This window comes from Kocuria rosea (genome assembly GCF_023715525.1).
Lineage (GTDB): Bacteria > Actinomycetota > Actinomycetes > Actinomycetales > Micrococcaceae > Kocuria > Kocuria rosea_A.
Genome location: NZ_JAMBOG010000008.1, coordinates 66,647 through 88,066 on the forward strand (window position 1 = coordinate 66,647; position 21,420 = coordinate 88,066).

Sequence of the window (21,420 nt, forward strand, 5' to 3'; positions counted from 1 at the left end):
CCTCCTGGGTCGGTGCGCCGGGGGCGGGTCAGAGTGCGGTGACGATCCGGGCCAGCAGCTCGGAGATCCGCGCGCCGGCGGCCCGGCCGGCCTCGAGCACCTCCTCGTGGGAGAGCGGCGTCGCGGAGATCCCGGCCGCCTGGTTGGTCACCAGGGAGATGCCGAAGACCTCCATCCCGGCGTGGCGCGCGGCGATGGCCTCGAGGGCGGTCGACATGCCCACGAGGTCCGCGCCGAGCACCCCGGCCATCCGGACCTCGGCGGGGGTCTCGTAGTGGGGGCCGGGAAACTGCGCGTAGACGCCCTCCTCGAGGGTGGGGTCCACCCCGCGGGCGAGCTCGCGCAGGCGCGGGGAGTAGAGGTCGGTGAGGTCCACGAAGGTGGCGCCCTCCAGCGGGGAGCGGCCCGTGAGGTTGAGGTGGTCGGAGATCAGCACGGGCGTGCCCGGGCCCCACGCGGGGTTCAGCCCGCCGCAGCCGTTGGTGAGGATCATGGTGCGCGCGCCGGCGGCGGCCGCGGTGCGCACCCCGTGGACGACGGCGCGCACGCCGCGGCCCTCGTAGTAGTGGGTGCGGGCGCCGATCACCAGCGCGTGCGTCCCGGCGGGGGTGCGGACCGAGCGCAGCGTGCCCACGTGGCCCTCGAGGGCGGGCGGGGTGAAGCCGGGGATCTCGGCGGCGGGGATCTCGGCGACGGTCTCGCCGATCAGCTCCGCGGCTTGGCCCCAGCCGGAGCCCAGCGTCAGGGCGATGTCGTGGGTCCGGACCCCGGTGGCGTCGCGGAGGGCGTCGGCGGCCTCGTGGGCGAGGGCGAAGGGGTCGTCCTGGGGGGTGCTGTGCTGTCTGTCCACCCGCCCCAAACTACCGCATGGGTGCGGGGCGCCGGGGGCGGGCCGGCCCCCGTGCGGCCGGGCGCCCGGTGCTGTCGGGCGCCTCTGCAACAATGGCACGGTGACTGCACACAGCGAATTCTCCATCCAGAAACTCGTCATCATCGGGGGCGGGCCCGGGGGCTACGAGGCGGCGCTCGTCGCCGCCAGCCTGGGCGCCGAGGTGACGATCGTCGAGCGCCAGGGGCTGGGCGGGTCCGCCGTGCTGACGGACGTGGTCCCCTCCAAGACCCTCATCGCCTCCGCCGACGCCATGACGCGCTTCGCCGAGGCCGCGGAGCTCGGGGTGCACGTGCGAGGCCGTGCGGAGAACAACGACATCAACGACCTCGCGGTGGACCTCGACAAGGTCAACACCCGCCTGCTGCGCCTGGCCGCCACGCAGTCGCGGGACATCAAGCGCGGGCTCGAGCGCGTGGGCGTGCGCGTGATCTCCGGCACCGGCAGGCTGCTCAGCCCCACCTGCGTGCAGGTCACCACCGACGACGGCCTCCAGTACGAGCTCGACGCCCAGGCCGTGCTCCTGGCCGTCGGCTCCTACCCCCGCGAGCTGCCCAGCGCGAAGCCGGACGGGGAGCGGATCTTCAACTGGAAGCAGCTCTACCACCTCCGCGAGGTCCCAGAGCACATGATCGTCGTGGGCTCGGGCGTCACGGGCGCGGAGTTCGCCTCCGCCTACCGGGGCCTGGGGGCAGAGGTCACCCTCGTCTCCTCCCGCGAGCAGGTGCTGCCGGGCGAGGACGAGGACGCGGCCGCCGTGCTCGAGAACGTCTTCGAGCGCCGCGGCATGAACGTGCTCTCCCGCTCCCGCGCGGAGGCCGTGGAGCGCACCGCCGACGGCGTGGTGGTCACCCTCGCCGACGGGCGCAAGGTCGCCGGGTCCCACTGCCTCGTGGCGGTCGGGGCGATCCCCGCGACCGCCGGCATCGGCCTCGAGGAGGTCGGGGTAGGCCTTACCGACTCCGGCCACATCAAGGTGGACGGGGTGTCCCGCACCACCGTGCCCGGCATCTACGCCACCGGCGACTGCACGGGCGTGCTCCCGCTGGCGTCCGTGGCGGCGATGCAGGGCCGGATCGCGGTGGCCCACCTCATGGGCGACGCCGTGAAGCCGCTGCGCACCCACCTGGTCGCCTCGAACATCTTCACCTCCCCGGAGATCGCCTCCGTGGGCGTGAGCGAGAAGGCGATCCAGGAGGGCACGTACCAGGCGGACACGATCATGCTGAAGCTCTCCACCAACCCGCGCGCGAAGATGATGGCCGTCGAGGACGGCTTCGTGAAGATCTTCTCCCGGAAGGGCTCCGGCACCGTGATCGGCGGCGTCGTCGTGGGCCCGCGCGCCTCGGAGCTGATCTTCCCGATCTCCATCGCGGTCACCCACAAGCTGCACGTGGACGACCTCGCCGACACCTTCACGATCTACCCGTCCCTGTCCGGGTCGATTTCGGAGGCCGCCCGGCGCCTGCACGTGCACCTCTGAGCGCCCGCCCCGGCGCTCCACGGCGAACGGCCGCATCCCCTCGGGGATGCGGCCGTTCGCCGTGGTGGGGCCGCGGTCAGCGACGGGTGACCACGTTCTCCATGTCGACGTTCTTGGTCTCCGGGGAGAACCACAGGGCGACGAGGGTGAGCAGTGCGCCGAAGGCGAGGTACAGGCCCACCGCGCCCACGCCGTGGTTGGCGTTGAGGTACACGGCGATGTACGGGGTGATGGCCGCCCCGAGGATGGACGCGACGTTGTAGGCGATCCCCGAGCCGGTGTAGCGCACGTTCGTGGGGAAGAGCTCGGGCAGGATCGCGGACATCGACCCGAAGGTCAGGCCCATGAGGGTCATGCCGATGGTCAGGAAGACCAGCACGCGGCCCATGGCGACGTCGGCGCCGGTGCCCACGGCCGCCGGGTCCATGACCAGCCCGAAGCTCAGGCCGAAGACCAGGATGGCGGCGGTGATGACCAGCTGCGAGCTGCGCCGTCCGTAGCGGTCGGCGACCCACCCGGAGACGGGGACCATCGCGGCGAACAGCAGCACGGCGAGCAGCTGGAGGACCAGGAAGTCGCGGTAGGGGATGCCCAGCCCGCCGCTCTCCGGCTTGCCGATGCCGTAGGAGAGGATCCACGCGGTCATCAGGTAGAAGAGCACGTAGGTGGCGAGCATGATGAACGTGCCCTGGATGATCTGCAGCCACGAGGTGCGGAACACCGCGGTCAGCGGGGTCTGCACCTTCTGGCCCTGCTCCACGGCCTTCTGGAAGACCGGGGTCTCCTCCAGCCGGAAGCGCACCCACAGCCCGACGACGACCATGACCACGGAGGCCAGGAACGGGATGCGCCAGCCCCAGGTGAGGAACGGGTGCTCGGCGCCCTGCTCGGCGACCGAGACGAAGCCCATGACGAGGGTCAGCACCAGGAAGAAGCCATTGGCGAGGATGAAGCCGAACGGCGCGCCCAGCTGCGGCCACATGGCGGCGCGCGCCCGCTTGCCCTCCTCGGCGTACTCGGTGGCGAGCAGGGCCGCGCCGGACCACTCGCCACCCAGGCCGAGACCCTGGCAGAAGCGCAGGATCGTGAGGATCAGCGGCGCCCAGATGCCGATGGAGTAGTAGGTGGGCAGCAGACCGATGAGGAACGTGGCGATGCCCATGGTCAGCAGCGCGCCGATCAGGGTGGCCTTGCGGCCGACCCGGTCGCCGAAGTGGCCGAAGACCACGGAGCCGATGGGGCGGGCCACGAACGCGGCGGCGAAGGTCGCCATGGACGCGAGCAGTTTGGCGGTGTCGTCCTGGCCCGTGAAGAACAGGGCGGGGAACACGGCCACGGCCGCGGTGGCGTAGACATAGAAGTCGTAGAACTCGATCGTGGTGCCCACGAGGGACGCCATGATCACCCGGCTGCGGGGAACGCGGGCGGAAAGAGGGAGCGAGGGGGAGGACGACGCGTCCTGCCCTGTCACCGGTGAGGACATGGGAAAACCTCGGTTGTCGCGACGGGGTGGGGTCAGCTCCCGATAGTACGCGTGGTGTCCACATGGTGAATGGCAAGTCTCACATAGTGGAACAGGAGAGTTGCTCGGCGGCTCCTCGCCCCCCTCGATGCCCCTCCCGCACGTCGGCCGGCTTAGCCGGACCCGCCCGCTCGAGGACCAGGAGGCGGGCGTCACCCGTAACGACGCACTTCGTGGAAGAAGGAGTCGATCGTGTGCAGGCCGACGGTGTCGGCGACCGTGTCATAGACATGCTTGCCCACCGCGAGGTCGAGCACTCCCAGGCCGAACGGCGAGAAGACGACCGTCCGGTCCGCCGGTACCTCCACGGCACCGGTCATCACGTCGTAGAGGGTGCCGGCGAGGAAGTCCCGCGAGCCGGTGAGCTGCTCGGTCAGGTGCACGGACGTCTGGGCCTTCAGGCAGTGGTCCACGTCGTCGACGATGTTTGTGGAGGCGAGGATCACCTCGGGCGCGAGGTCGCGCAGCGAGATGTGGAGCACGAGCGGGTGGTGGTCGAACCACGACGGCTCGGTGACGTGCGGTTCCCCCGCCGTGGTCGCGAACACGACCAGGTCGCTCGAGCGGACCAGCGACTCGGCGTCCTCGTGGACGGTGACCGTACTCCCGGGCGCGGAGCGCTCGAGGTAGCCACGGAAGCCCTCGCAGCTGCCGGGCAGCAGGTCGAACACTCCCACCTCCTCGAAGTCCCACCCCGTATCCGCCAGGAACGCGTGGACGAAGCGGGCGATGAGCCCGACGCCGAAGAAGCCCACCCGGGTGGGACGGCCCCGCTCCCGGCTGAGCCAGTCCGCAGCCAGGGCCGCGGAGGCGGCGGTCCGGGAGGCACTGATGATGGAGCTCTCCAGGCAGGCGAACGGGTAGCCCGTGGCGGGATCGTTGAGGATCAGCACGGCGGAGGCCCTCGGGATGCCGAACTCCACGTTGGTGGGGAAGCTGGAGATCCACTTCAGGCCGTCCACGGCATGGGGTCCCCCCAGGGAGGCCGGCAGCGCGATGATCCGCCCCGTCGGTCGGTCCGGGAACCGCAGGAAGTACGACGGCGGATTCACCGTCTGCCCGCTCCCGTGCAGCCGGTAGGTGTCCTCCACCAGCGCGACGATCTCCGCCCGGTGTCCCTGCAGCACCTGATCGACCTCCGCCCCGGAGATGACCGCGAAGGTCGGGATGGTCGGTCGCCGTTGTGCGGCATCCTGCATCCGGTCCGTGTCGGTCCTGGGTGTCAGCGTCATCGTCCCTCCTCCTTCGAGGCCGCGCCCTGGAGTGCCACCGGGTCGCTCATGGCGACGAGGATCTCCCGCTCGCCCTCGTACGGCTCGCGGCTGTGAGCCGTCCGGACGTTGTCCACGAGCATCAGGTCGCCGGCACGCCACGGTTCGCGCAGCGTGTGCGACTCGTAGATCTCGTTCAGCATGGTCACCACGTCCTCGTCGATCGGGTCGCCGTTGCCGAACGCCGTCCTGAACGGGAGGCCGTCCTCCTCGTACATGTCGACGAGGTACTCGCGGACTTCCGGCTCCATCGTCCACTCGCTGAGGAAGCCGACCTGGTTGAACCAGCAGCGCTCCCCGGTGACGGGGTGACGGACGATCGCGGCACGGCGCTGACGCGTGCGCAGGCCGCCGTCCGGCTGCCACTCCAGCTCGATCCGGTTCGCCGCGCAGTAGCGTTCGACCGCTGCGCGGTCGTCCGTGCCGAAGGCGTCCGCGACGGAGGCGCCGATCTCGTCGTTGTAGTTGCGGATCAGCATCCAGCCGTCGCGCTCGAACCGCGCGACCAGCTCTGCAGGGAGGGCGCGCAGCACCGCCTGGGAGTCGGCGACTCCGGTCACGCCCCCGGCGGCCGGGGCGGTGAGGCAGGCGAAGAGCATCAGCCCGGGGGCGTGGAGCGTGTAGCTCAGCTCGTGGTGCATGCACATGGGCTGGTTCGCCGGCCAGGTGGCCGAGGAGTACACACCAGGCGCATAGGACCTGCGGGCGGCGAAGGCCTCCCGCTCGGTGATCAGCTCCGAGCCGACGGCCTGGAAGACGGACGCGACCTGCTCGGGACCAGACAACCCGAGGCCGCGCACGAGGACGGCCCCGTGCCGGGCGACCGTCGCCCGCAGCGCACCACGGTGCTGCTGGGCCCAGGACACCGCGTCGCCCTGGGGAGAGACCAGGGCCGTGGCCGGCGCACCCGGGCGCACGTCGACGTCGAGCTCCGGAGGGGCGGATGTGGTGGACATGGTGGTTCCTTCCGGTGGGATCACGTGCGGGCGGGCGAGTCGGCCGCGGAGGACCTGGAGTCCAGCTCCGTGGCGAGGTCGGTGAGGACCGGGTGGCTGATGAGGTCCTTGAGCGACACCGCCCGGTCCAGGGCGATGGCGAGCCTGACGGCGGTCAGCGACGTGCCTCCCCGGTCGAAGAAGTGGTCACGACGGTCGATCCGGTCCTCCGGTATGGCAAGCACGCGCGACCACGCCGCCGCCAGCCACTGCTCGGTGGGGGTGCGCGGAGCCTCGAGAGAGCTGCCCTCGGGCTCGAGGTCCGCTGCCAGGGCGCTGAGGCGCTTGCGGTCGATCTTGCCGTTGGCCGTCAGTGGGAGGGCCGGTTGCCACTGGAACACCTGCGGAACCATGTACCGGGGCAGCGACCGCGCCAGGCGCTCGCGCACCGGGCCGGCGTCCAGCGGCTCGGGAGCGTGGTAGAAGGCGACCAGGTGCTTGCCCCGGTCGGGTCGCTCCGCCACCACGACGGCCCCGTCGCGGACTCCGGGGACCCGCAGGAGGGCGTTCTCGATCTCGCCGATCTCGATGCGGAACCCAGAGATCTTGACCTGGTTGTCCCGCCGGCCCAGGTACTCCAGTTTGCCGTCCGGTGACCAGCGTCCGTAGTCACCTGCCCGGTAGAGCCGCGCGCCGTCCACGTACGGGTCGGTGGAGTAGGCCTGTGCCGTCCGCTCCGGGTCGTTGATGTACCCCCGGCCCACGCACACCCCGGAGAAGGCGATCTCGCCCGGCGCGCCGAGCGGCACGAGCCGCTGCCGCTCGTCGAGGAGGTGGATCCGGACGTTGGGGATCGGCCGGCCCAGGGGCACGTGATCGCCCGCAGGCGCGACGCTCATCACCTCGTGGTTCGTGTCGTCCGAGGTCTCCGTGAGCCCGTAGGCGTTGACCAGCTTGACGCCGGGCAGCACGTCGAACCAGCGGCGGACCAGCTCCTGCTTCAGGGCCTCACCGGTCGCCGAGACGCAGCGCAGGTGGGGCAGGGCGCGGGGTTTGCCCTCCAGGTATGCCACCACCGCGTCCAGGTACGACGGGACGACTTGGAAGACCGCGACCCCGCCCTGTTCCACCGTGTCGACGAACCGCTCGACGTCGAGGATCCGGTCCTGCCCGACGATGAGCGTGCGGCCGCCGACGAGCAGGGCCGAGACCAGTTGCCACAGTGAGATGTCGAAGCACTGGGGGGCGCTCTGGGCGACGACGTCGCCGGGGCCGATCCCCAGGTCCTCGATCTTGGCGTACAGGTGATTCACCATCCCGTCGTGCTCGCACATCGCGCCCTTCGGCTCACCCGTGGAGCCCGAGGTGAAGTAGACGTAGGCGAGCTGGTCCGGGCGCACCTCGATGCCGAGGTCGTGGCCGGCGTGCCCCTCGGTCTCGACGTCCTCGACGAGGAGCTTCGCCACTGCAGGCATCCCGGTGAGCGCTGCGTCCAGCGAGGCGGTGCTGCCTTCCTCGGTGAGCACCATCCGGCAGCCGGCCCGGGTGAGCGTTCTGGTGATCCGGTCGGGGGGGAAGCGTGGTTCGAGCGGCAGGTACGCGCCTCCGGCCTTGAGGATGCCGATGACGGCGGCCATCCACTCCAGGTCCCGCTCGGCGACGACCGCCACGATGTCCTCCGCCTGCAGTCCGCGCGCGAGCAGGGCGCGGGCGAGCCGGTTGGCGCGGGCGTTGAGCTCCGCGTACGTCCACTGCCGCGTGTCCTGGACGGCCGCGATGCGCTCGGGGTGCTGTCGGACGCGCTCCTCGAACAGCTCGTGGAATCGTCGCGGGGGTCGGGGTCGCACGGGCCCGGCCAGCTGCTCGAGCTGGAAGCGCCGCTCGTCCGGGCCGATCAGGTCGGCGTCGGCGGGCTGCGCCTCGGGGTGGGCCACCAGGTGGCGGAGCGCGGTCAGGTGGTAGCCGGCGATCCTGTGGGCGGCCCCGGCGTCGAGGACGTCCCGCCGGTACCGCAGGCAGAGCACCTCACCCCCGGTCACAGGATGGAGGGACACGCCGAGGACGATGCCCTCCGGCAGCTCGGCATCGGCGTCCTGGCGGATGTCGAACACCACCTCGTACCCCGGGGACGCCGCCTGCTGACGTGCCTGGCCCCGCCCGGGCTGTCCGGCGCGGGCCTGGACCTGCCCGAGGTTCGCCTCGCCGACCACGGCTCGCCAGGACCGGCGGTCCAGATCGAGGCTGCACCGCCAGGTCCCTGCCGTGTCCGTGCAGCCGGTGGCGATCTCGGTCTCGCCCGACAGCGCCTGGAGCACCCTGGCGTGGGCTACCAGCCAGATCGCGCCGGGCGTCACCTCCCAGACGTCGGCCAGCGTTAGCACGGCGGTGCGCAGGTCCTCGGGCACCGCCACCTCTGCCCGGTCCTGGCCCGCGCGGCGGTCCTGTGTCCATCGGGGAATCTCGGTCGGCGCGACCTCCGGGAGGAGGGGCTGGTCGCCGGCCGGGTCCGGCGAGTGAGCGGCGACGGCCCGGCAGGTAGGCCCAGAGGTGGTGGTCATGACCGAGACCTTTCCACGGCGGCGGGAGACGTGGTGGCGGCACGAGCCTCGAAGGCGGGGTTGCCGCTCCACAGGGATCCTCGGGGGAGGGTGGTCCCCTTCATCACGAAGGAGTCGGTGGCGACGACGACGCCGTCGTCGGCGATCACGCCGTAGTGGACGAGGGCGGCGACGCCGAGCGTGACGTCGTCACCGATGACGTCGTGGTCGGACTTGAACATGCCGTCCTCCTGGGAATGGCACTGGATGTTGGTGCCGGTGTTCAGTGTGCAGCGGGAGCCGATCGTTACCAGGCTCCGCTCGGGGATCGAGCAGCCGTCGTCGAAGACCCGACTTCCGATCCGCACGCCTAGCAGACGCCAGACCAGCGGCTTGAACGGCGTGCCGTTGAGCATGGTCATGCGTCGGTTGTGGATCTGCAGCTTCCAGTACCGCTCGTGCCACCAGAAGTAGGGGTGGTAGATGGAGCAGAGCTGGGGTTGGAGCCCCCGGGACCGCGTCACGACCTGCTCGATGCCGACGGGAACCAGCAGGCCGATCACGAGCATCACGACGAACGACGCGGAGATGGCCAGGAAACCGAACTGGTCGGACAGCTCCAGGGCGGCCAGCATGGCCAGCATGGCCAGCGACGCGTTGAGCCATCGCACCAGCATGAAGAGGGCCATCGTGCGCAGGTTGTGCTTGTTCTTGGCCGAGAGGTCCCGGAGGAAGTGGGCGCGGTCCGCATGCTCCTCGAGAGGGGCGTCCCGCAGGACCGAGCGAGGGATCTCGAACGCCGGTGACCCGAGCAGACCCACGTCCTGGCGCACCGGTCCGTCGACGGGGACCATCACTTTGGTCGCGAGCAGACAGTTGTCCCCGGTCCTGGCCCCGGCCGGGTAGAGCACGAAGTTGCCGAGGAAGTTGTGCGCCCCGATCGCCACCGGGCTGACCTTGAAGGAGGTGGCCGAGTAGTCGGTGTTCATGAACGACACCCCGTCGGCGATCATCGTGCCGGTGCCGATCGTCGACAGGAACGGGTTGTCGTGCTTGAACTGCGTGCCCAGGTTGGAGCCGGTCTGCTGGACGTCCCGCATGTCATACCCAAGGGCCCGCACGTAGTTCACGACGTACGAGCTGTCGCCGAACAGCGTCCCGAGCATGGGGTTGTTGGTCAGCCTCTCCACCGCTCGCTCCACCGCGTGCCGCAGTCCGAACAGCGGATACACCGTCTCCGGCTTCAGCGCGAGTTGGAGCACCCGCGGCACGGTCGTCGTGAGGATCAGCATGAGGACCGTCCCCCCGACCACGCCCACGCCGGCAAAGGCAAGGGCGTCGGCGTAGAAGACCCAGTCGGTGAACGCGTACGCATTCGTCTCCAGGAGCGCCGCCACGCGCGGGAACGCCAGGACGGCCAGCACGATGACCAGGCCGAACATGATGCGGCCCAGCGCGAGCGTGGCAATGAGCTGTGACGTGGCGAACACCGCACGCCGCCACGGCCGGTAGGGAGAGGCGGCGACCGTGCCGAAGTCCACGTCCGTGGGCCTGCCCGGTGTCCCGTGCCAGCGCTCGCCCTCGGGCACGACCTGGCCGGTGTACAAAGTGGACCGGTGGCCCAGCTGGGAGCCGTCCTTCATCGTCGTGCCGATGTCCAGGACGCTGCCCTCGCCGACGATCACGTCGCGGCCCAGCGTCACGGCACCGGTCTGGATGACGCCGCCGTGGGCGCGGTAGCCGTTGGCGTACACGTCCTTGCGGATCACCGTCCCCTCCCCGATGGTGAGCAGGTCGGTGCAGACCGGCAGGTGAGTGGTCAGGATTGTCACGTTGGGGCCGACCTTGGCCCCCATGGCCCGCAGGTAGAAGGTCGTCAGCGGGGAACCGGTCATCAGCGCGAGGGGTGAGGTGCGCATGAGGGCCTTGACGAACCAGAACCGGAAGTAGGACAGGCTCCAGATCCGGATCTCCCCGGGCCGGAAGCGCCCGATGAGGATCCACTTCCCCGCCACCGGCAGCAGGCACAGCAGCGCGAACGTCGCCGCGCCGAAGGCGGCAGACCGCAGGTAGACCTCCCAGAAGCTCGTCCCGTGGCCCAGCCAGTGGTGGTTGCCTGGCCCCGCGTCCGGAAACACCCACTGGTATCCCACGAGCGCTAGCCCGCCGGCGAGCAGGCAGTAGCCGAGGTAGACGAGCGCTTGCAGGACGCCGCAGGTGATGTACTCCCACGTCCGCGCGTCCATGGGCGGCGGCGTCTCCGGCACGGATGCCAGGACCGGTGAGGGTTCCTCCGGCTGGTCGTGCAACGCGGGGCCCTGCAGAGCTGTCGTGAGGGCGGAGATACTCGGGTTGCTGTAGATGTCCTTCATGGTCACCGTCGGCAGATCCTGCTGCTTGCGCACCCGGGCGCAGAACTTGGCCATTACCAGCGAGTCCGCGCCCAGGTCGTCGAAGAAGTCGGCGTCCACCGGCACCGGCTCGCCGCCCAGCACACCGGACAGCACCTGGGCCAGCCGGACCGGCACCGGCGTTGGCACCGGCTCCGCCGGTGCCAGTGCCCCGGCCAGCTCAGTGATCGTGGGGTGCTGGTAGACGTCCTTGATGGTCACCGTCGGCAGATCCTGCTGCTTGCGCACCCGGGCGCAGAACTTGGCCATTACCAGCGAGTCCGCGCCCAGGTCCTCGAAGAAGTCGGCGTCCACCGGCACCGGCTCGCCGCCCAGCACACCGGACAGCACCTGGGCCAGCCGGACCGGCACCGGCGTTGGCACCGGCTCCGCCGGTGCCAGTGCCCCGGCCAGCTCAGTGATCGTGGGGTGCTGGTAGACGTCCTTGATGGTCACCGTCGGCAGATCCTGCTGCTTGCGCACCCGGGCGCAGAACTTGGCCATTACCAGCGAGTCCGCGCCCAGGTCCTCAAAGAAGTTGGCGTCCACGGGGACGTCGTCCTTCTGCGCCACCGAGGCGAGAAGGACCGCCAGCCGACGTTCCAGTGGAAGGTCCGAGCCGGTCTCCTCGGTGACCGGTGTGGACGGAGGCTCCCTCCTCGCGGGGAGCGCGGGGATTGTGGGGACCGGAGACGTCGGCAGGGCCTGGGCGAGCTTCTTCACTGCGAAGGACTCCTCGGTGAGGAAGCGGCCACGGAGTCGGTCACCGGTGTGGCTGCCTGGTGCCGCGGCCCCGACACCGGGTCAGGGCGTCGACCAGCGGCTGCCGTCGAGTCGACGCCCGCGAGCGCGTCGGCCCCGAAGTGGTCGAGCACCCAGTCGGGCTGGTAGATGGTGTCCATGTACGGGCGACCCAGGTCGGGGGAGATGGCCACCGCGGTGACGTCCCGGGCGCGGTGGCCGGCAAGCCAGGTCATGGCGCCGTGGACCACGGTCCCGGTGGAGCCACCGAGCAGGAACCCGCGCCCGGCCAGGCGGTGGCAGGTGCGCACCGTGTCCAGCTCCTCGACGAGCACCACGTCGTCGATCAGGGACTCGTCGAGCTGCGGCGGCCGCACGCTCATGCCGAGCCCCGGGATCAGGCGGGTGGCCGGCGGACCACCGAACGTGACCGATCCGACGGCGTCGACCGCGACGAGCCGGACGTCCGGCCGGTGCTCCCGGAAGTACCGCGCGCACCCCATCAAGGTCCCTGTCGTCCCGGCTCCCACGAACAGCACCTCGAGCTCGGGGAACTGAGCGGCGATCTCGGGGGCGGTCCAGCGGTAGTGCGCTCCCCAGTTGCCGGGATTGGTGTACTGGTTGAGCCAGACGTACCGTTCGTCGGACTCGCACAGTTCCCGGACGTGGTTGAGCCGGGCCCCGAGGAGACCGTCGACGGGATCCGGCTCGGTGACCAGGTCGACCTGCGCCCCGAGCGACTCCATGAGCTGACGGGTCGCGGGGTTGCAGCGCGGATCGATCACGCACACGAAGCAGTAGCCCTTGCTGGCGGCGATCATGCTGAGCGCGACCCCGAGATTGCCCGAGGAGGACTCCACGAGCACGGAGCCGGGGCGGAGCACCCCTTCCCGCTCGGCTCGCTCGACCATCTCCACGGCGGGCTTGAGCTTGATCGAGCCGGCGAAGTTGAACCCCTCGATCTTCAGGTAGAGGCGGCGGTCCAGCACGCCCTCCAGGTCGACGAACAGGCTCTGCTCGTTGAACAGGTACGGATCCTTGATGATGGACATGATCTTCCTCGATCTTTCGCCATGCGTTCGGCCCGTGGGACGGCCCGGGGACGGCGGTTCGGATGCGGGTCGGCTCGTCACTGGGGTGATCAGTACCGCCGGGGCTCTCCTCTCGGTGTGCCGATCAGCACGGGTGTGCGTCCTGCGGAGCGCCGCCTCGGCCGACCGGTACAACGCCGCGCTGCGAACCTGGAGCGATCGGCGTCGGCCATGTCCACCGCCCACGGCAGGAACCGCAGAACAGTGGTGCCCGGCCGACACCTCCCAGCCGACGCTTTTACGATCGCTACGTCCAGGATGGTGGGTGGGGGCAGGGGGGACATGGGCGACCAACGCCTATCTGGCGCCGGGCAACTGCCTATCTCGGGCCGGTGTGCTTTTTCCGGGGCTGCCCACATGCGGTGACTCCCGGGGCGGCTGTGGCAACCGGTGCGGAGTCCGTGGTGGGAACAGCGGCGGGGCGTGGGCACCGACCACCTCCTGCGGTCGCCGGGACGGTCGGCGCCCACATGCCCGAACGGCACACGCTCCGTCCCGGCGACCGCGATGAGCGGATGGGCACCCGGGAGGACACTTCTAGGCAGCGCTCGCCCATGTCCGCGCGTCGACCCAGGGGGCAAGCTGTGCGGACAGGTGTCGACTTCCCAGGCCCATGCCTCGTGTCCCAAGGAGAAGCCATGCCGGAGCCCGGTGCCCTGAGCGGGGAACCCCGTTCCCCGGCGCGCAACACCCCTTCAGTCTCATCGTTCGCGAGGTGGCGACCCCGTGCGGTCGACTCCTCGGGAAGAGTGGTGCCGTGGCCGCCTTGTCCCGTCTCCGCAGCCCGAGCGGCCATGAGCAGTTCCTCCCCCCGGTCGGGAGTGGTGGAGGCCAACGGCACCGTCTTCTTCGTCGAACGACGAGGACAGGGCCTCTCGCTGCTGCTCATCCACGGTGCCGGCCAGGATGCCGGGATGCTGGGAGCACTGGCCCAGGCACTCGCCATGGCAGGTTTCCAGGTTCTTGTCTACGACCGGCGGGGAACCGGCCATTCCGGGCGGGATGCCTGGCCGGGGGGCGGGGTGGACCAGCACGTGGAGGATGCCGCCGCCCTCATCCGGTTGTTCTCCTTCGCTCCGGCGGTGCTCGTGGGGGTGGACTCGGGCGGGATCATCGCCTTCAAGCTCGCCGAGCAGTACCCGGAGTGCGTCCTGCACGCAGTGGTGTGGGAGCCGCCCGTCGCCGGAGTGACGTCGAACGGACGCGAGGGCGCGGCGCAGCTGTTCCTGCCCGTGACCGCGCACCTCGCCGAGCACCCCCAGGACTACATCGGTGCGCAGGCGATCCTGCTCAGCGCCGCCACCGGTGCGCCCGTCAGCATCGACGACCCCGACTTCGCGCGGGTTCGGGTCAACGCCGAAGCGATGGTGCGGGACGAGCCCGCGATCGCGAGCACGACGTTCACCGAGGGCCTGCGGTCGCGCCCGGTGACGGTGGCGACCGGTGACGAGCCGAGCGAGCTGGTGCGGTCCGGCGCCGCCGAGCTGGCGCGGCTCAGCGAGAAGCCGGTGCACCGGGTGGCCGGTCGTGGTGACGTCTACCTGACCGACCCGTGCGTCCTGGCCGATCTGGTCATCGACGTGCTGTCCGACGCATGCGGCGCCGCGGTGCAGCAGGGAAGGCCGGCACCGGCGTGACCGGCACGGTGGCCCCCGATCCCGGGGCGAGCAGCCTCCAGCGGTCACACCGTGAGACGTTCAGCCCGGCCCATGCTGCGGATCCTGCCACGAGCGCGCGGCCCGGGCCGCTTCACGGCGCGTGCTGACGCCCAGCTTGTCGAGGACCGAGGAGACGTGGTGGTCGACGGTGCGGACCGAGAGCACGAGCTGCTCGGCGATCTGCGCGTTCGTCAGCCCCGCGCTGAGCAACTGGGCGACCTCGAGCTGACGGTCGGTCAGACCGGCAGGGTTCCCTCGTGTGCGGCGGGTAGGACCACGGGGGATGGTGCGCACTCCCAGATCGTGCAGACGGTGCTTGACATGCCTCGCGGCCGGCGCGGCGTCCAGCTCGATGAGCATGTCGAAGGCGCGCAGGGTGGCGTCCGGCTGCCCCGATTCGGCGAGCTCGAGCGCCTCCTCGTAGGGGTCACCGGCCCGCCGCCACGCCTCCGCAGCGCCCAGCCAGTTCCCGGCCACCCCCAGCTGCCACGGGCTGGGAGGGTCGTCCACCGGTGACTGCGAAGGGGGGACGTCCACCCCAGCGCGCAGAGCATAGCGCCGGATCTCTGCGTCGATCGGTCCCGCGCCCGGCCGGGAGGCGTGCCGCGACCACCCGTCGACCACACGTTCCGCCTCGCTCGGCCGATCAGCCAGCCAGGCCCACTCCACCAGGGCGGGGCCCGCGAGCCCCAGCGCGGTGAGAGTGCCCTGGTCGAGGGCCCGTTGCCAGCAGGTGAGCAGCACTTCCCTGACGTCGTGGTCGCCCAGGCGTGCCCGGAGCCTGGCGTGACCGGACAGGGAGTAGAGGAGGAGCATGCCCGGGTCGGTGAAACGGTCGATGAGCCCGCCGAGCTCGTGCAGGGCCGCGCCCCAGTTCCCCTTCCGCTGCTGCAGGAGGGCGTGGTGGACTTCCAGGTTGTACGCGTCCGGCCAGAACTCCCAGTCCCGGACGTATCCCAGCCCCTCGTCCAGGTGCTTCTCCAGCTCGTGGTAGCGCCCGTACCGGTACAGCTGTTCGGCGGTCTTGGCGTAGTTGCGGGCCAGCGGCTCCAGCGCCCCGGCGTCCCGGGCCGTGTCCATGCTGCGGTCCAGGGCGCGGAGCCGCTCCTCGAAGGTCAGCTCCGGGTCGCACTGTGCCAGGTAGATGAGGCACAGGGCGACCACGTCCTGGCGGCCGCGGATCTCGGCCTGCGCCCTCGCGTCGCGCAGCGTCTTCACGGCGTCCTCGTGGGAGCCCCCCAACGAAAGCAGCATCCCCAGGCACGCACGTGCCTCCGCCGCGGTGGCCGGGTCACGGCCCTCGGCGAGCTCGACGGCGCGGGAGGCACCGGCCCGGGCCTCGGGCAGGTTGCCGGCCAGGAACAGTTGCCGGCCGCGGCGGATCAGCGCCTTGGCCTCGCCGAGCTGGTCGCCCAGAGCGCGGAACAGCTCTACTGCTCTGCGGGAGTGCTCGACGGCCTGGCCGATGTGGTGGGCGCTGTAGAGCTCCCAGGCGTAGGCGTCGAGGACGGCAGCCAGCTGGGCGTCGGACAGCAGGACCTCGTGCTGCAACGCCGCCTGGTAGAACTCCAGTGCCTGCCGGTGGGCGCCGGCCTTGGCGGACAGCTCTCCGGCACGGGGTGCGAACTCGACGACCGTCGCCGTGTCCCTGCAGCGGATGGCGTGGTGGACCAGCCGCGGCAGGTGCTCCTCACCCCGCCGTTTGAGCAGCTCGGTCACGTCGCGCTGGAGCTGCCGCCTCCGCAGCCCGCTGAACGAGGCCTCGGTCGCCATGCGCGCGATCTCGTGCCGGAAACGGACGCCTCCCTCCTCGACGAGGAGGATCCCCCGCTCCTCGGCTTCGGCAAGCGCTGCGAAGTCCTCACCCAGCAGCTGCTCGGCCAGCTCGAACTCGAGCATGCCGGGCCACACCGAGATCCGCTCCGTCGCGCGGCGGACCGGCTCGGACAGCTGCTGGAGCCTGGCCGCCACGGCTGCCGAGAGCGTTTCGGGAACCGGCGCGTCGGCCGGCACGGCCAGGGCCTCGGTGACGTAGAACGGGTTCCCCCCGGTCATCTCGTGCAGGTGTCGCGCCTCGTGAGCACGATGGCCGGCCAGGAGCCGGACCGCCTCGAGACTGAGCGGGCCCGGGCGCAGCCAGGTGGCCGGCGTCGTCGTGGGGGCTGCGAGGAGGCGCTGCATCGGGTGGTCCGGGCCCACCTCGTCGTCCCGGTAGGACGCGACGAGGAGCGTCCGCAGGTGCTCCAGCCGGCGCGCGAGGTAGGCCAGCACGTCCAGCGTGGCCTCGTCGGCCCACTGCACGTCCTCCACCAGCACGATCGTCGGTGCCCCTGTCTCTAGCAGGTTCGTGACCGCCGCCAGGACGTCGTGCAGGACACCCCGGTTGAAGGCGGCGAGGGCAGCAGCACTTGCGTCCTCGAAGGCCTCGCGCAGCGCCCCGAACGGATGGGCGGTGATGAGGTTGTCGCAACGGCCCCGGTGCACGCGGACACCGGCCGGGACGGCCTCCAGCATCGCGTCGAGGAGGCTGGTCTTGCCGATCCCGGCCTCCCCTGCGACGAGCGCGAATCCGCCCTGGCCGGCCCTCACGCGATCGACCAGTCCCGCGAGGACGGTCAGCTCGACGTCCCGTTCCAGCAGAACACGCTCCGGAGGGGTCCGCGGCTGCCAGCGGACGGACCCGCCGCCGCGGGAGTGTGCGCGCGCTAGGCCGCTCCCGTCGGCGGTGGACACCTGCGTCGACAGGTCGTCCAACAGATGCGGGCCGTGCCTGCCCGTGGTCATGTGACCCCCCTATGCATCGAGAGGAGGCTGGGAGCATGGCGTGGCTCGACCACGGCCTCCCAGACGGTCCCCTGGACGTGGCCCGACATCCCCGTCGCCGGACTCGTCATGTGCAAATCAGCGTAGCCCCGACCGGACGGCCCCAGGGCAGTTGGCGGGGTTGTTACCCCACGTCACCCCGACCATGACGAACACGAAACGTGTGCTCTAGCACACGGCCCTGGTCGAGCCCGGAACGCCGGCGGGCGGCCGGTGCATGCCGCAGACGGCCCGAGGGCCCCGGTCGGTGGGCCGGCTCGTGGAGCCGCACGGTGCAGCGGCGGTTCGCGATCGCGGTGAGCGTCTGCGCCGAGGTGCTCAGCCCGGGTCTGCCCGGGCGCGGACGGTCAGCGCCGCCCGCGCGTCCTCGCGGGCCGGGCCGGGGGCCGGCGGAAGGTCCAGGTCCAGGATCCGCCACCCGGCGACGGGCCGCCCCGGGGCGGGGCCTGCCCCGACCTCGTCGACGGAGGGGTCGCGGAACAATCCCGAGCCCAGGGCCTTGAGCAGGGACTCCTTGCGCGCCCACACCGTCGTCACGGCGGCCGGGCGATCCGCGGCGGGCAGGGCCCGCAGGGCGGCGATCTCGGCGGGATGGAGCACGGTGAGCACCTGCTCGGCGGCGACCGGGTCCTGGACGTGCTCGACGTCCACCCCCACCTCGCGCTCGGCGGTGGCCACGAGCACCAGGCCGCCGCTGTGCGAGAGGGAGAAGCACAGGGCGTGGTCCTCGAGCCGCGGTTTGGGCCGGGGCCCCCGGGCGGGGACGGGCGGACCCAGGCGCAGTGAGCCCGGGTCCGTGCCGGTGCGGGAGGCGAGCACGTGGCGCAGCACGCAGTGGGCGGCCACGAACCGCCGCCGGTCGGACGCGTAGCGGAACGCCGCGGCCCGGGCCCGCTCGCCGTCGTCCAGGCAGTCCCGGACCGACTCCGCCCAGCCGGTCAGCGGGTCCACGCGGGCGAGCGCCACCCGCACGTCCGCGGGGGCGCCCGGCACCGGCAGCTCGACCAGGCCGGGCACGGCCGGCGGGACGCTCACGCCCCCGCCGTCTCAGCGGAGCGGGCGGCGGGGCTCATCCGCGCCCCCCGGGCACGACGCCGAAGAGCGTGCGCTCGAGCAGCTCGAGCAGCTCGGGCCCGTGCCCGAGCAGGGCGTGGTGGCCGCCCGGCAGGGCGGGGGTCAGCACGGGCCCCGTGCTCAGCCTGCGCCAGCCCTCCATCGAGGCCGGCGGGGCCGCCTCGTCCCCGGCGGCGGCCAGCAGCAGCAGCGGCGTGGCCACCGGCCCCGGCAGGTGCTCGTGGCCCAGGGTCAGGGCGAGGTCGGCCCGCAGGATCCGCAGCTGCATGGACAGGAAGCCGGGGTCCTCCAGCACCACCGGCGGGGTGCCGCCCAGGTCGCGCAGCCACGCGGTGAGGGCCTCGTCGGAGCGCAGCACCTTGCGGATCCCGGCATCGTCCCGGGCGCCCGGCGCGGACCGCGCGGACAGGCACAGCAGGCCGGTGCGCCCGGGTAGGCGCCGCTCGAGCGCGGCCGTGAGCTCCGCCGCGACCACGGCGCCCATGCTGTGGCCCAGCACGGCGGTGGGCAGCTCGTCGGCGGCCAGCACGGCCTCCACGGCGGGCAGCGCCTCCGCGAGGACCTCCTCGACCGAACGCGCCGGCTTCTCGCGCAGCCGGGACTCCCGTCCGGGGTACCGGACCGCGAGCAGCTCGACTCCGGGCCGGTGCAGGAAGCGGAAGAACCCGGCCCCGGAGCCGGCCGGGGGCAGGCACACCAGCCGCCAGCGGGCCGGGGCCCCGCCGGCCGGGGGAGCACCGGGGCGGCGGCCGAGGTCCACGAGGACACGGTCGCCGGCGCCGCGGGGTCGGGCGGGCCGGTGGACCGTCGCGGGGGAGCGGTCGGGAGTGGCGGTCATTGTCGTCCTCGTGCTGGTCGTGCGTGGCCTCCTCCCGGCGCGGAGGACCCGTCCCCGCGGTCGCGGGCCGGTCCGGCCTCGCGGGAGGGGCGTCGGCGCAGGGGCTCGAGGGCCATCGTCTCACCTGCGACCCGCACGACGCCCGCACCGTCGGGCATCCGGTGCGCCCGCCGCGCCGGCACGGCGGCAGCGGGACGCCGCACCTCGCCGGGGCGACGGACCCCGGCGTCCCCGGCCGCCGTCCCGGGGCAGCACGAGGGCCGGTCACCGTGGTCGGTGACCGGCCCTCGCAGCGCGGCGGGAAGCACCGGAGCAGTGCGCTCCGGGCGCCCTGCTCAGGAGATGGTGGCCAGGACCGTGCCGGCGGAGACGGTGTCGCCGGGGCTGACGTCGAGCCCGGAGACGGTGCCGGCCTTGTGCGCGGTCAGGGGCTGCTCCATCTTCATGGCCTCGAGCACCAGCACGAGGTCACCCTCGGCGACCTCGTCGCCGTTGTCGACGGCGATCTTCACGATGGTGCCCTGCATCGGGGAGGTCAGCCCGTCGCCGCCGGCCCCGGCCGCGGAGCCGCCGCGCGAGGAGCGGCTCTTGCGCGGCTTGGCCGCGGTGCCGTTGGGCTTGGCCGTGCCCGGCAGGGCCGGCAGGACGACCTCGAGGCGCTTGCCGGCGACCTCCACCACGATGGCCTGGCGCACCTCGGCCTCGGGGGCGGCCTGCGGGGTGGCGTCGAAGGGCGGGACCGTGTTGTGGAACTCCGTCTCGATCCAGCGGGTGTGCACCGTGAACGGCGAGCCGTCCTCGGGGGCGAACGCGGGGTCGGCGACCACGGCGCGGTGGAACGGCACGACCGTGGGCATGCCCTCGATCCGCAGCTCCTCCAGCGCCCGGCGGGAGCGCTCGAGCGCCTGTTGGCGGGTCGCCCCGGTGACGACGAGCTTCGCGAGCATGGAGTCGAAGTTCCCGCCCACGGTCTCCCCGGCCTCGACGCCGGAGTCCACGCGCACGCCGGGCCCGGAGGGCAGGGAGAACGCCGAGATGGTGCCGGGGGAGGGCATGAAGTTCCGGCCCGGGTCCTCCCCGTTGATCCGGAACTCCAGCGAGTGCCCGCGCACCTCGGGGTCCTCGTAGCCGAGGGCCTCGCCGCGGGCCAGCCGGAACTGCTCGCGGACCAGGTCGATGCCCGTGACCTCCTCGGAGACCGGGTGCTCGACCTGCAGGCGGGTGTTGACCTCGAGGAAGGAGATGGTGCCGTCGCGGCCCACCAGGAACTCGCACGTGCCCGCGCCCTGGTAGCCGGCCTCCCGCAGGATCGCCTTGGAGGACTCGTAGAGCCGCCGGTTCTGCTCCTCGCTGAGGAAGGGGGCGGGAGCCTCCTCCACGAGCTTCTGGTTGCGCCGCTGCAGGGAGCAGTCGCGGGTGGAGACGACGACCACGTTGCCGTGCGCGTCGGCCAGGCACTGGGTCTCCACGTGCCGGGGGGCGTCGAGGAAGCGCTCCACGAAGCACTCCCCGCGGCCGAACGCGGCCGTGGCCTCGCGCACCGCGGACTCGTAGAGCTCGGGGATGGCCTCGCGCTCGCGGACCACCTTGATGCCGCGCCCGCCGCCGCCGAACGCGGCCTTGATCGCGATGGGCAGCCCGTGCTCGTCGACGAAGGCGAGCACCTCGTCGGCGGAGGTGACGGGGTCCGTGGTGCCGGGCACCTGCGGGGCGTTCACCTTCTCGGCGATGTGCCGGGCGGCGACCTTGTCGCCGAGCTTGGCGATCGCGGCCGGCGGCGGGCCGATCCAGGTCAGGCCGGCCTCGAGAACGGCCAGGGCGAACTCGGCGTTCTCCGACAGGAAGCCGTAGCCCGGGTGCACGGCGTCGGCGCCGGAGCGGGTGGCCACGTCGAGGATCTTGTCGATCACAAGGTAGGACTCTGCGGCGGTGTTGCCGCCGAGCGCGTACGCCTCGTCGGCCATCCGGGCGTGCAGGGCGTCCCGGTCGGGGTCGGCGTACACGGCCACCGAGGCGATGCCCTCGTCCCGCGCGGCGCGGATCACGCGCACGGCGATCTCGCCGCGGTTGGCGACGAGCACCTTGGTGATGGGGCGGATGGCGCCGTCCGCGGGCTTGTTAGGGGTCACGTCTCACTCCTTGTCGAATCCTCGGATGCACTGTATTCC

13 protein-coding genes are annotated in these 21,420 nt (G+C 71.8%); 2 read left to right on the forward strand and 11 right to left on the reverse strand.

Going from position 1 to position 21,420, the window contains the following annotated elements:
• Window positions 1-28: 28 nt before the first annotated feature.
• Entirely contained in the window at window positions 29-850 is an 822-nt protein-coding gene (locus tag M3185_RS07605; protein WP_251333063.1) for a purine-nucleoside phosphorylase, read from the reverse strand.
• Between the two features lie 100 nt (window positions 851-950).
• Between M3185_RS07605 and M3185_RS07610 the strand changes: the two genes are divergently transcribed.
• A complete protein-coding gene (locus M3185_RS07610) occupies window positions 951-2,372 on the forward strand; it encodes an NAD(P)H-quinone dehydrogenase (protein WP_251333064.1) in 1,422 nt (473 codons plus the stop codon).
• A 76-nt stretch (window positions 2,373-2,448) separates the two neighbouring features.
• Here the strand turns inward: M3185_RS07610 and M3185_RS07615 are convergent, their stop codons facing one another.
• From M3185_RS07615 to sbnA, 6 genes are all read right to left on the reverse strand, one after another.
• Window positions 2,449-3,855, reverse strand: coding sequence for an MFS transporter (locus M3185_RS07615; RefSeq protein ID WP_251333065.1), 1,407 nt, complete (start codon window positions 3,853-3,855; stop codon window positions 2,449-2,451).
• A gap of 191 nt (window positions 3,856-4,046) precedes the next feature.
• Window positions 4,047-5,126 (reverse strand): 2,3-diaminopropionate biosynthesis protein SbnB, encoded by a 1,080-nt coding sequence (gene sbnB, locus M3185_RS07620; protein ID WP_251333066.1) that lies wholly within the window; start codon window positions 5,124-5,126, stop codon window positions 4,047-4,049.
• Window positions 5,123-6,121 (reverse strand): TauD/TfdA family dioxygenase, encoded by a 999-nt coding sequence (locus M3185_RS07625; protein ID WP_251333067.1) that lies wholly within the window; start codon window positions 6,119-6,121, stop codon window positions 5,123-5,125. Before M3185_RS07625 ends, sbnB begins: the two co-directional genes overlap by 4 nt.
• A 20-nt stretch (window positions 6,122-6,141) precedes the next feature.
• The gene (locus M3185_RS07630) at window positions 6,142-8,658 is read right to left on the reverse strand and encodes a non-ribosomal peptide synthetase (protein WP_251333068.1); all 2,517 of its coding nucleotides are present in this window, start codon (window positions 8,656-8,658) and stop codon (window positions 6,142-6,144) included.
• The gene (locus M3185_RS07635; RefSeq protein ID WP_308222181.1) at window positions 8,655-11,750 is read right to left on the reverse strand and encodes a Pls/PosA family non-ribosomal peptide synthetase; all 3,096 of its coding nucleotides are present in this window, start codon (window positions 11,748-11,750) and stop codon (window positions 8,655-8,657) included. Before M3185_RS07635 ends, M3185_RS07630 begins: the two co-directional genes overlap by 4 nt.
• On the reverse strand, window positions 11,747-12,820 hold the full coding sequence (sbnA, locus tag M3185_RS07640) for a 2,3-diaminopropionate biosynthesis protein SbnA (protein ID WP_251333070.1): 1,074 nt from the start codon (window positions 12,818-12,820) through the stop codon (window positions 11,747-11,749). The genes M3185_RS07635 and sbnA overlap by 4 nt, the downstream gene beginning before the upstream one ends.
• Window positions 12,821-13,653: 833 nt before the next feature.
• Here sbnA and M3185_RS07645 point away from each other — a divergent pair.
• Complete coding sequence (locus tag M3185_RS07645) at window positions 13,654-14,496, forward strand: alpha/beta hydrolase (RefSeq protein WP_251333071.1); 843 nt, start codon at window positions 13,654-13,656, stop codon at window positions 14,494-14,496.
• A gap of 60 nt (window positions 14,497-14,556) precedes the next feature.
• On the opposite strand, the gene M3185_RS07650 is transcribed toward M3185_RS07645, so the two are convergent.
• The 4 genes from M3185_RS07650 to M3185_RS07665 all read right to left on the reverse strand — a co-directional run bounded on the left by M3185_RS07650 (window position 14,557) and on the right by M3185_RS07665 (window position 21,381).
• Entirely contained in the window at window positions 14,557-17,301 is a 2,745-nt protein-coding gene (locus M3185_RS07650) for an ATP-binding protein (RefSeq protein ID WP_285859611.1), read from the reverse strand.
• Window positions 17,302-17,658: 357 nt separating this feature from the next.
• A complete protein-coding gene (locus tag M3185_RS17360; protein WP_251333073.1) occupies window positions 17,659-18,375 on the reverse strand; it encodes a 4'-phosphopantetheinyl transferase family protein in 717 nt (238 codons plus the stop codon).
• A 34-nt stretch (window positions 18,376-18,409) separates the two neighbouring features.
• A complete protein-coding gene (locus M3185_RS07660) occupies window positions 18,410-19,252 on the reverse strand; it encodes a thioesterase II family protein (protein WP_251333074.1) in 843 nt (280 codons plus the stop codon).
• 335 nt (window positions 19,253-19,587) lie between these two features.
• On the reverse strand, window positions 19,588-21,381 hold the full coding sequence (locus M3185_RS07665; RefSeq protein WP_251333075.1) for an acetyl/propionyl/methylcrotonyl-CoA carboxylase subunit alpha: 1,794 nt from the start codon (window positions 21,379-21,381) through the stop codon (window positions 19,588-19,590).
• Window positions 21,382-21,420: the final 39 nt, after the last annotated feature.

What these genes read in the sequence shown, in the direction of transcription:
- M3185_RS07660 (WP_251333074.1), bottom strand. Translation starts at nt 19,252, where the DNA reads ATGACCGCCACTCCCGACCGCTCCCCCGCGACGGTCCACCGGCCCGCC.
- sbnA (WP_251333070.1), bottom strand. Translation starts at nt 12,820, where the DNA reads ATGTCCATCATCAAGGATCCGTACCTGTTCAACGAGCAGAGCCTGTTC.
- M3185_RS07630 (WP_251333068.1), bottom strand. Translation starts at nt 8,658, where the DNA reads ATGACCACCACCTCTGGGCCTACCTGCCGGGCCGTCGCCGCTCACTCG.
- M3185_RS07645 (WP_251333071.1), top strand. Translation starts at nt 13,654, where the DNA reads ATGAGCAGTTCCTCCCCCCGGTCGGGAGTGGTGGAGGCCAACGGCACC.
- M3185_RS07650 (WP_285859611.1), bottom strand. Translation starts at nt 17,301, where the DNA reads ATGACCACGGGCAGGCACGGCCCGCATCTGTTGGACGACCTGTCGACG.
- M3185_RS07615 (WP_251333065.1), bottom strand. Translation starts at nt 3,855, where the DNA reads ATGTCCTCACCGGTGACAGGGCAGGACGCGTCGTCCTCCCCCTCGCTC.
- sbnB (WP_251333066.1), bottom strand. Translation starts at nt 5,126, where the DNA reads ATGACGCTGACACCCAGGACCGACACGGACCGGATGCAGGATGCCGCA.
- M3185_RS07625 (WP_251333067.1), bottom strand. Translation starts at nt 6,121, where the DNA reads ATGTCCACCACATCCGCCCCTCCGGAGCTCGACGTCGACGTGCGCCCG.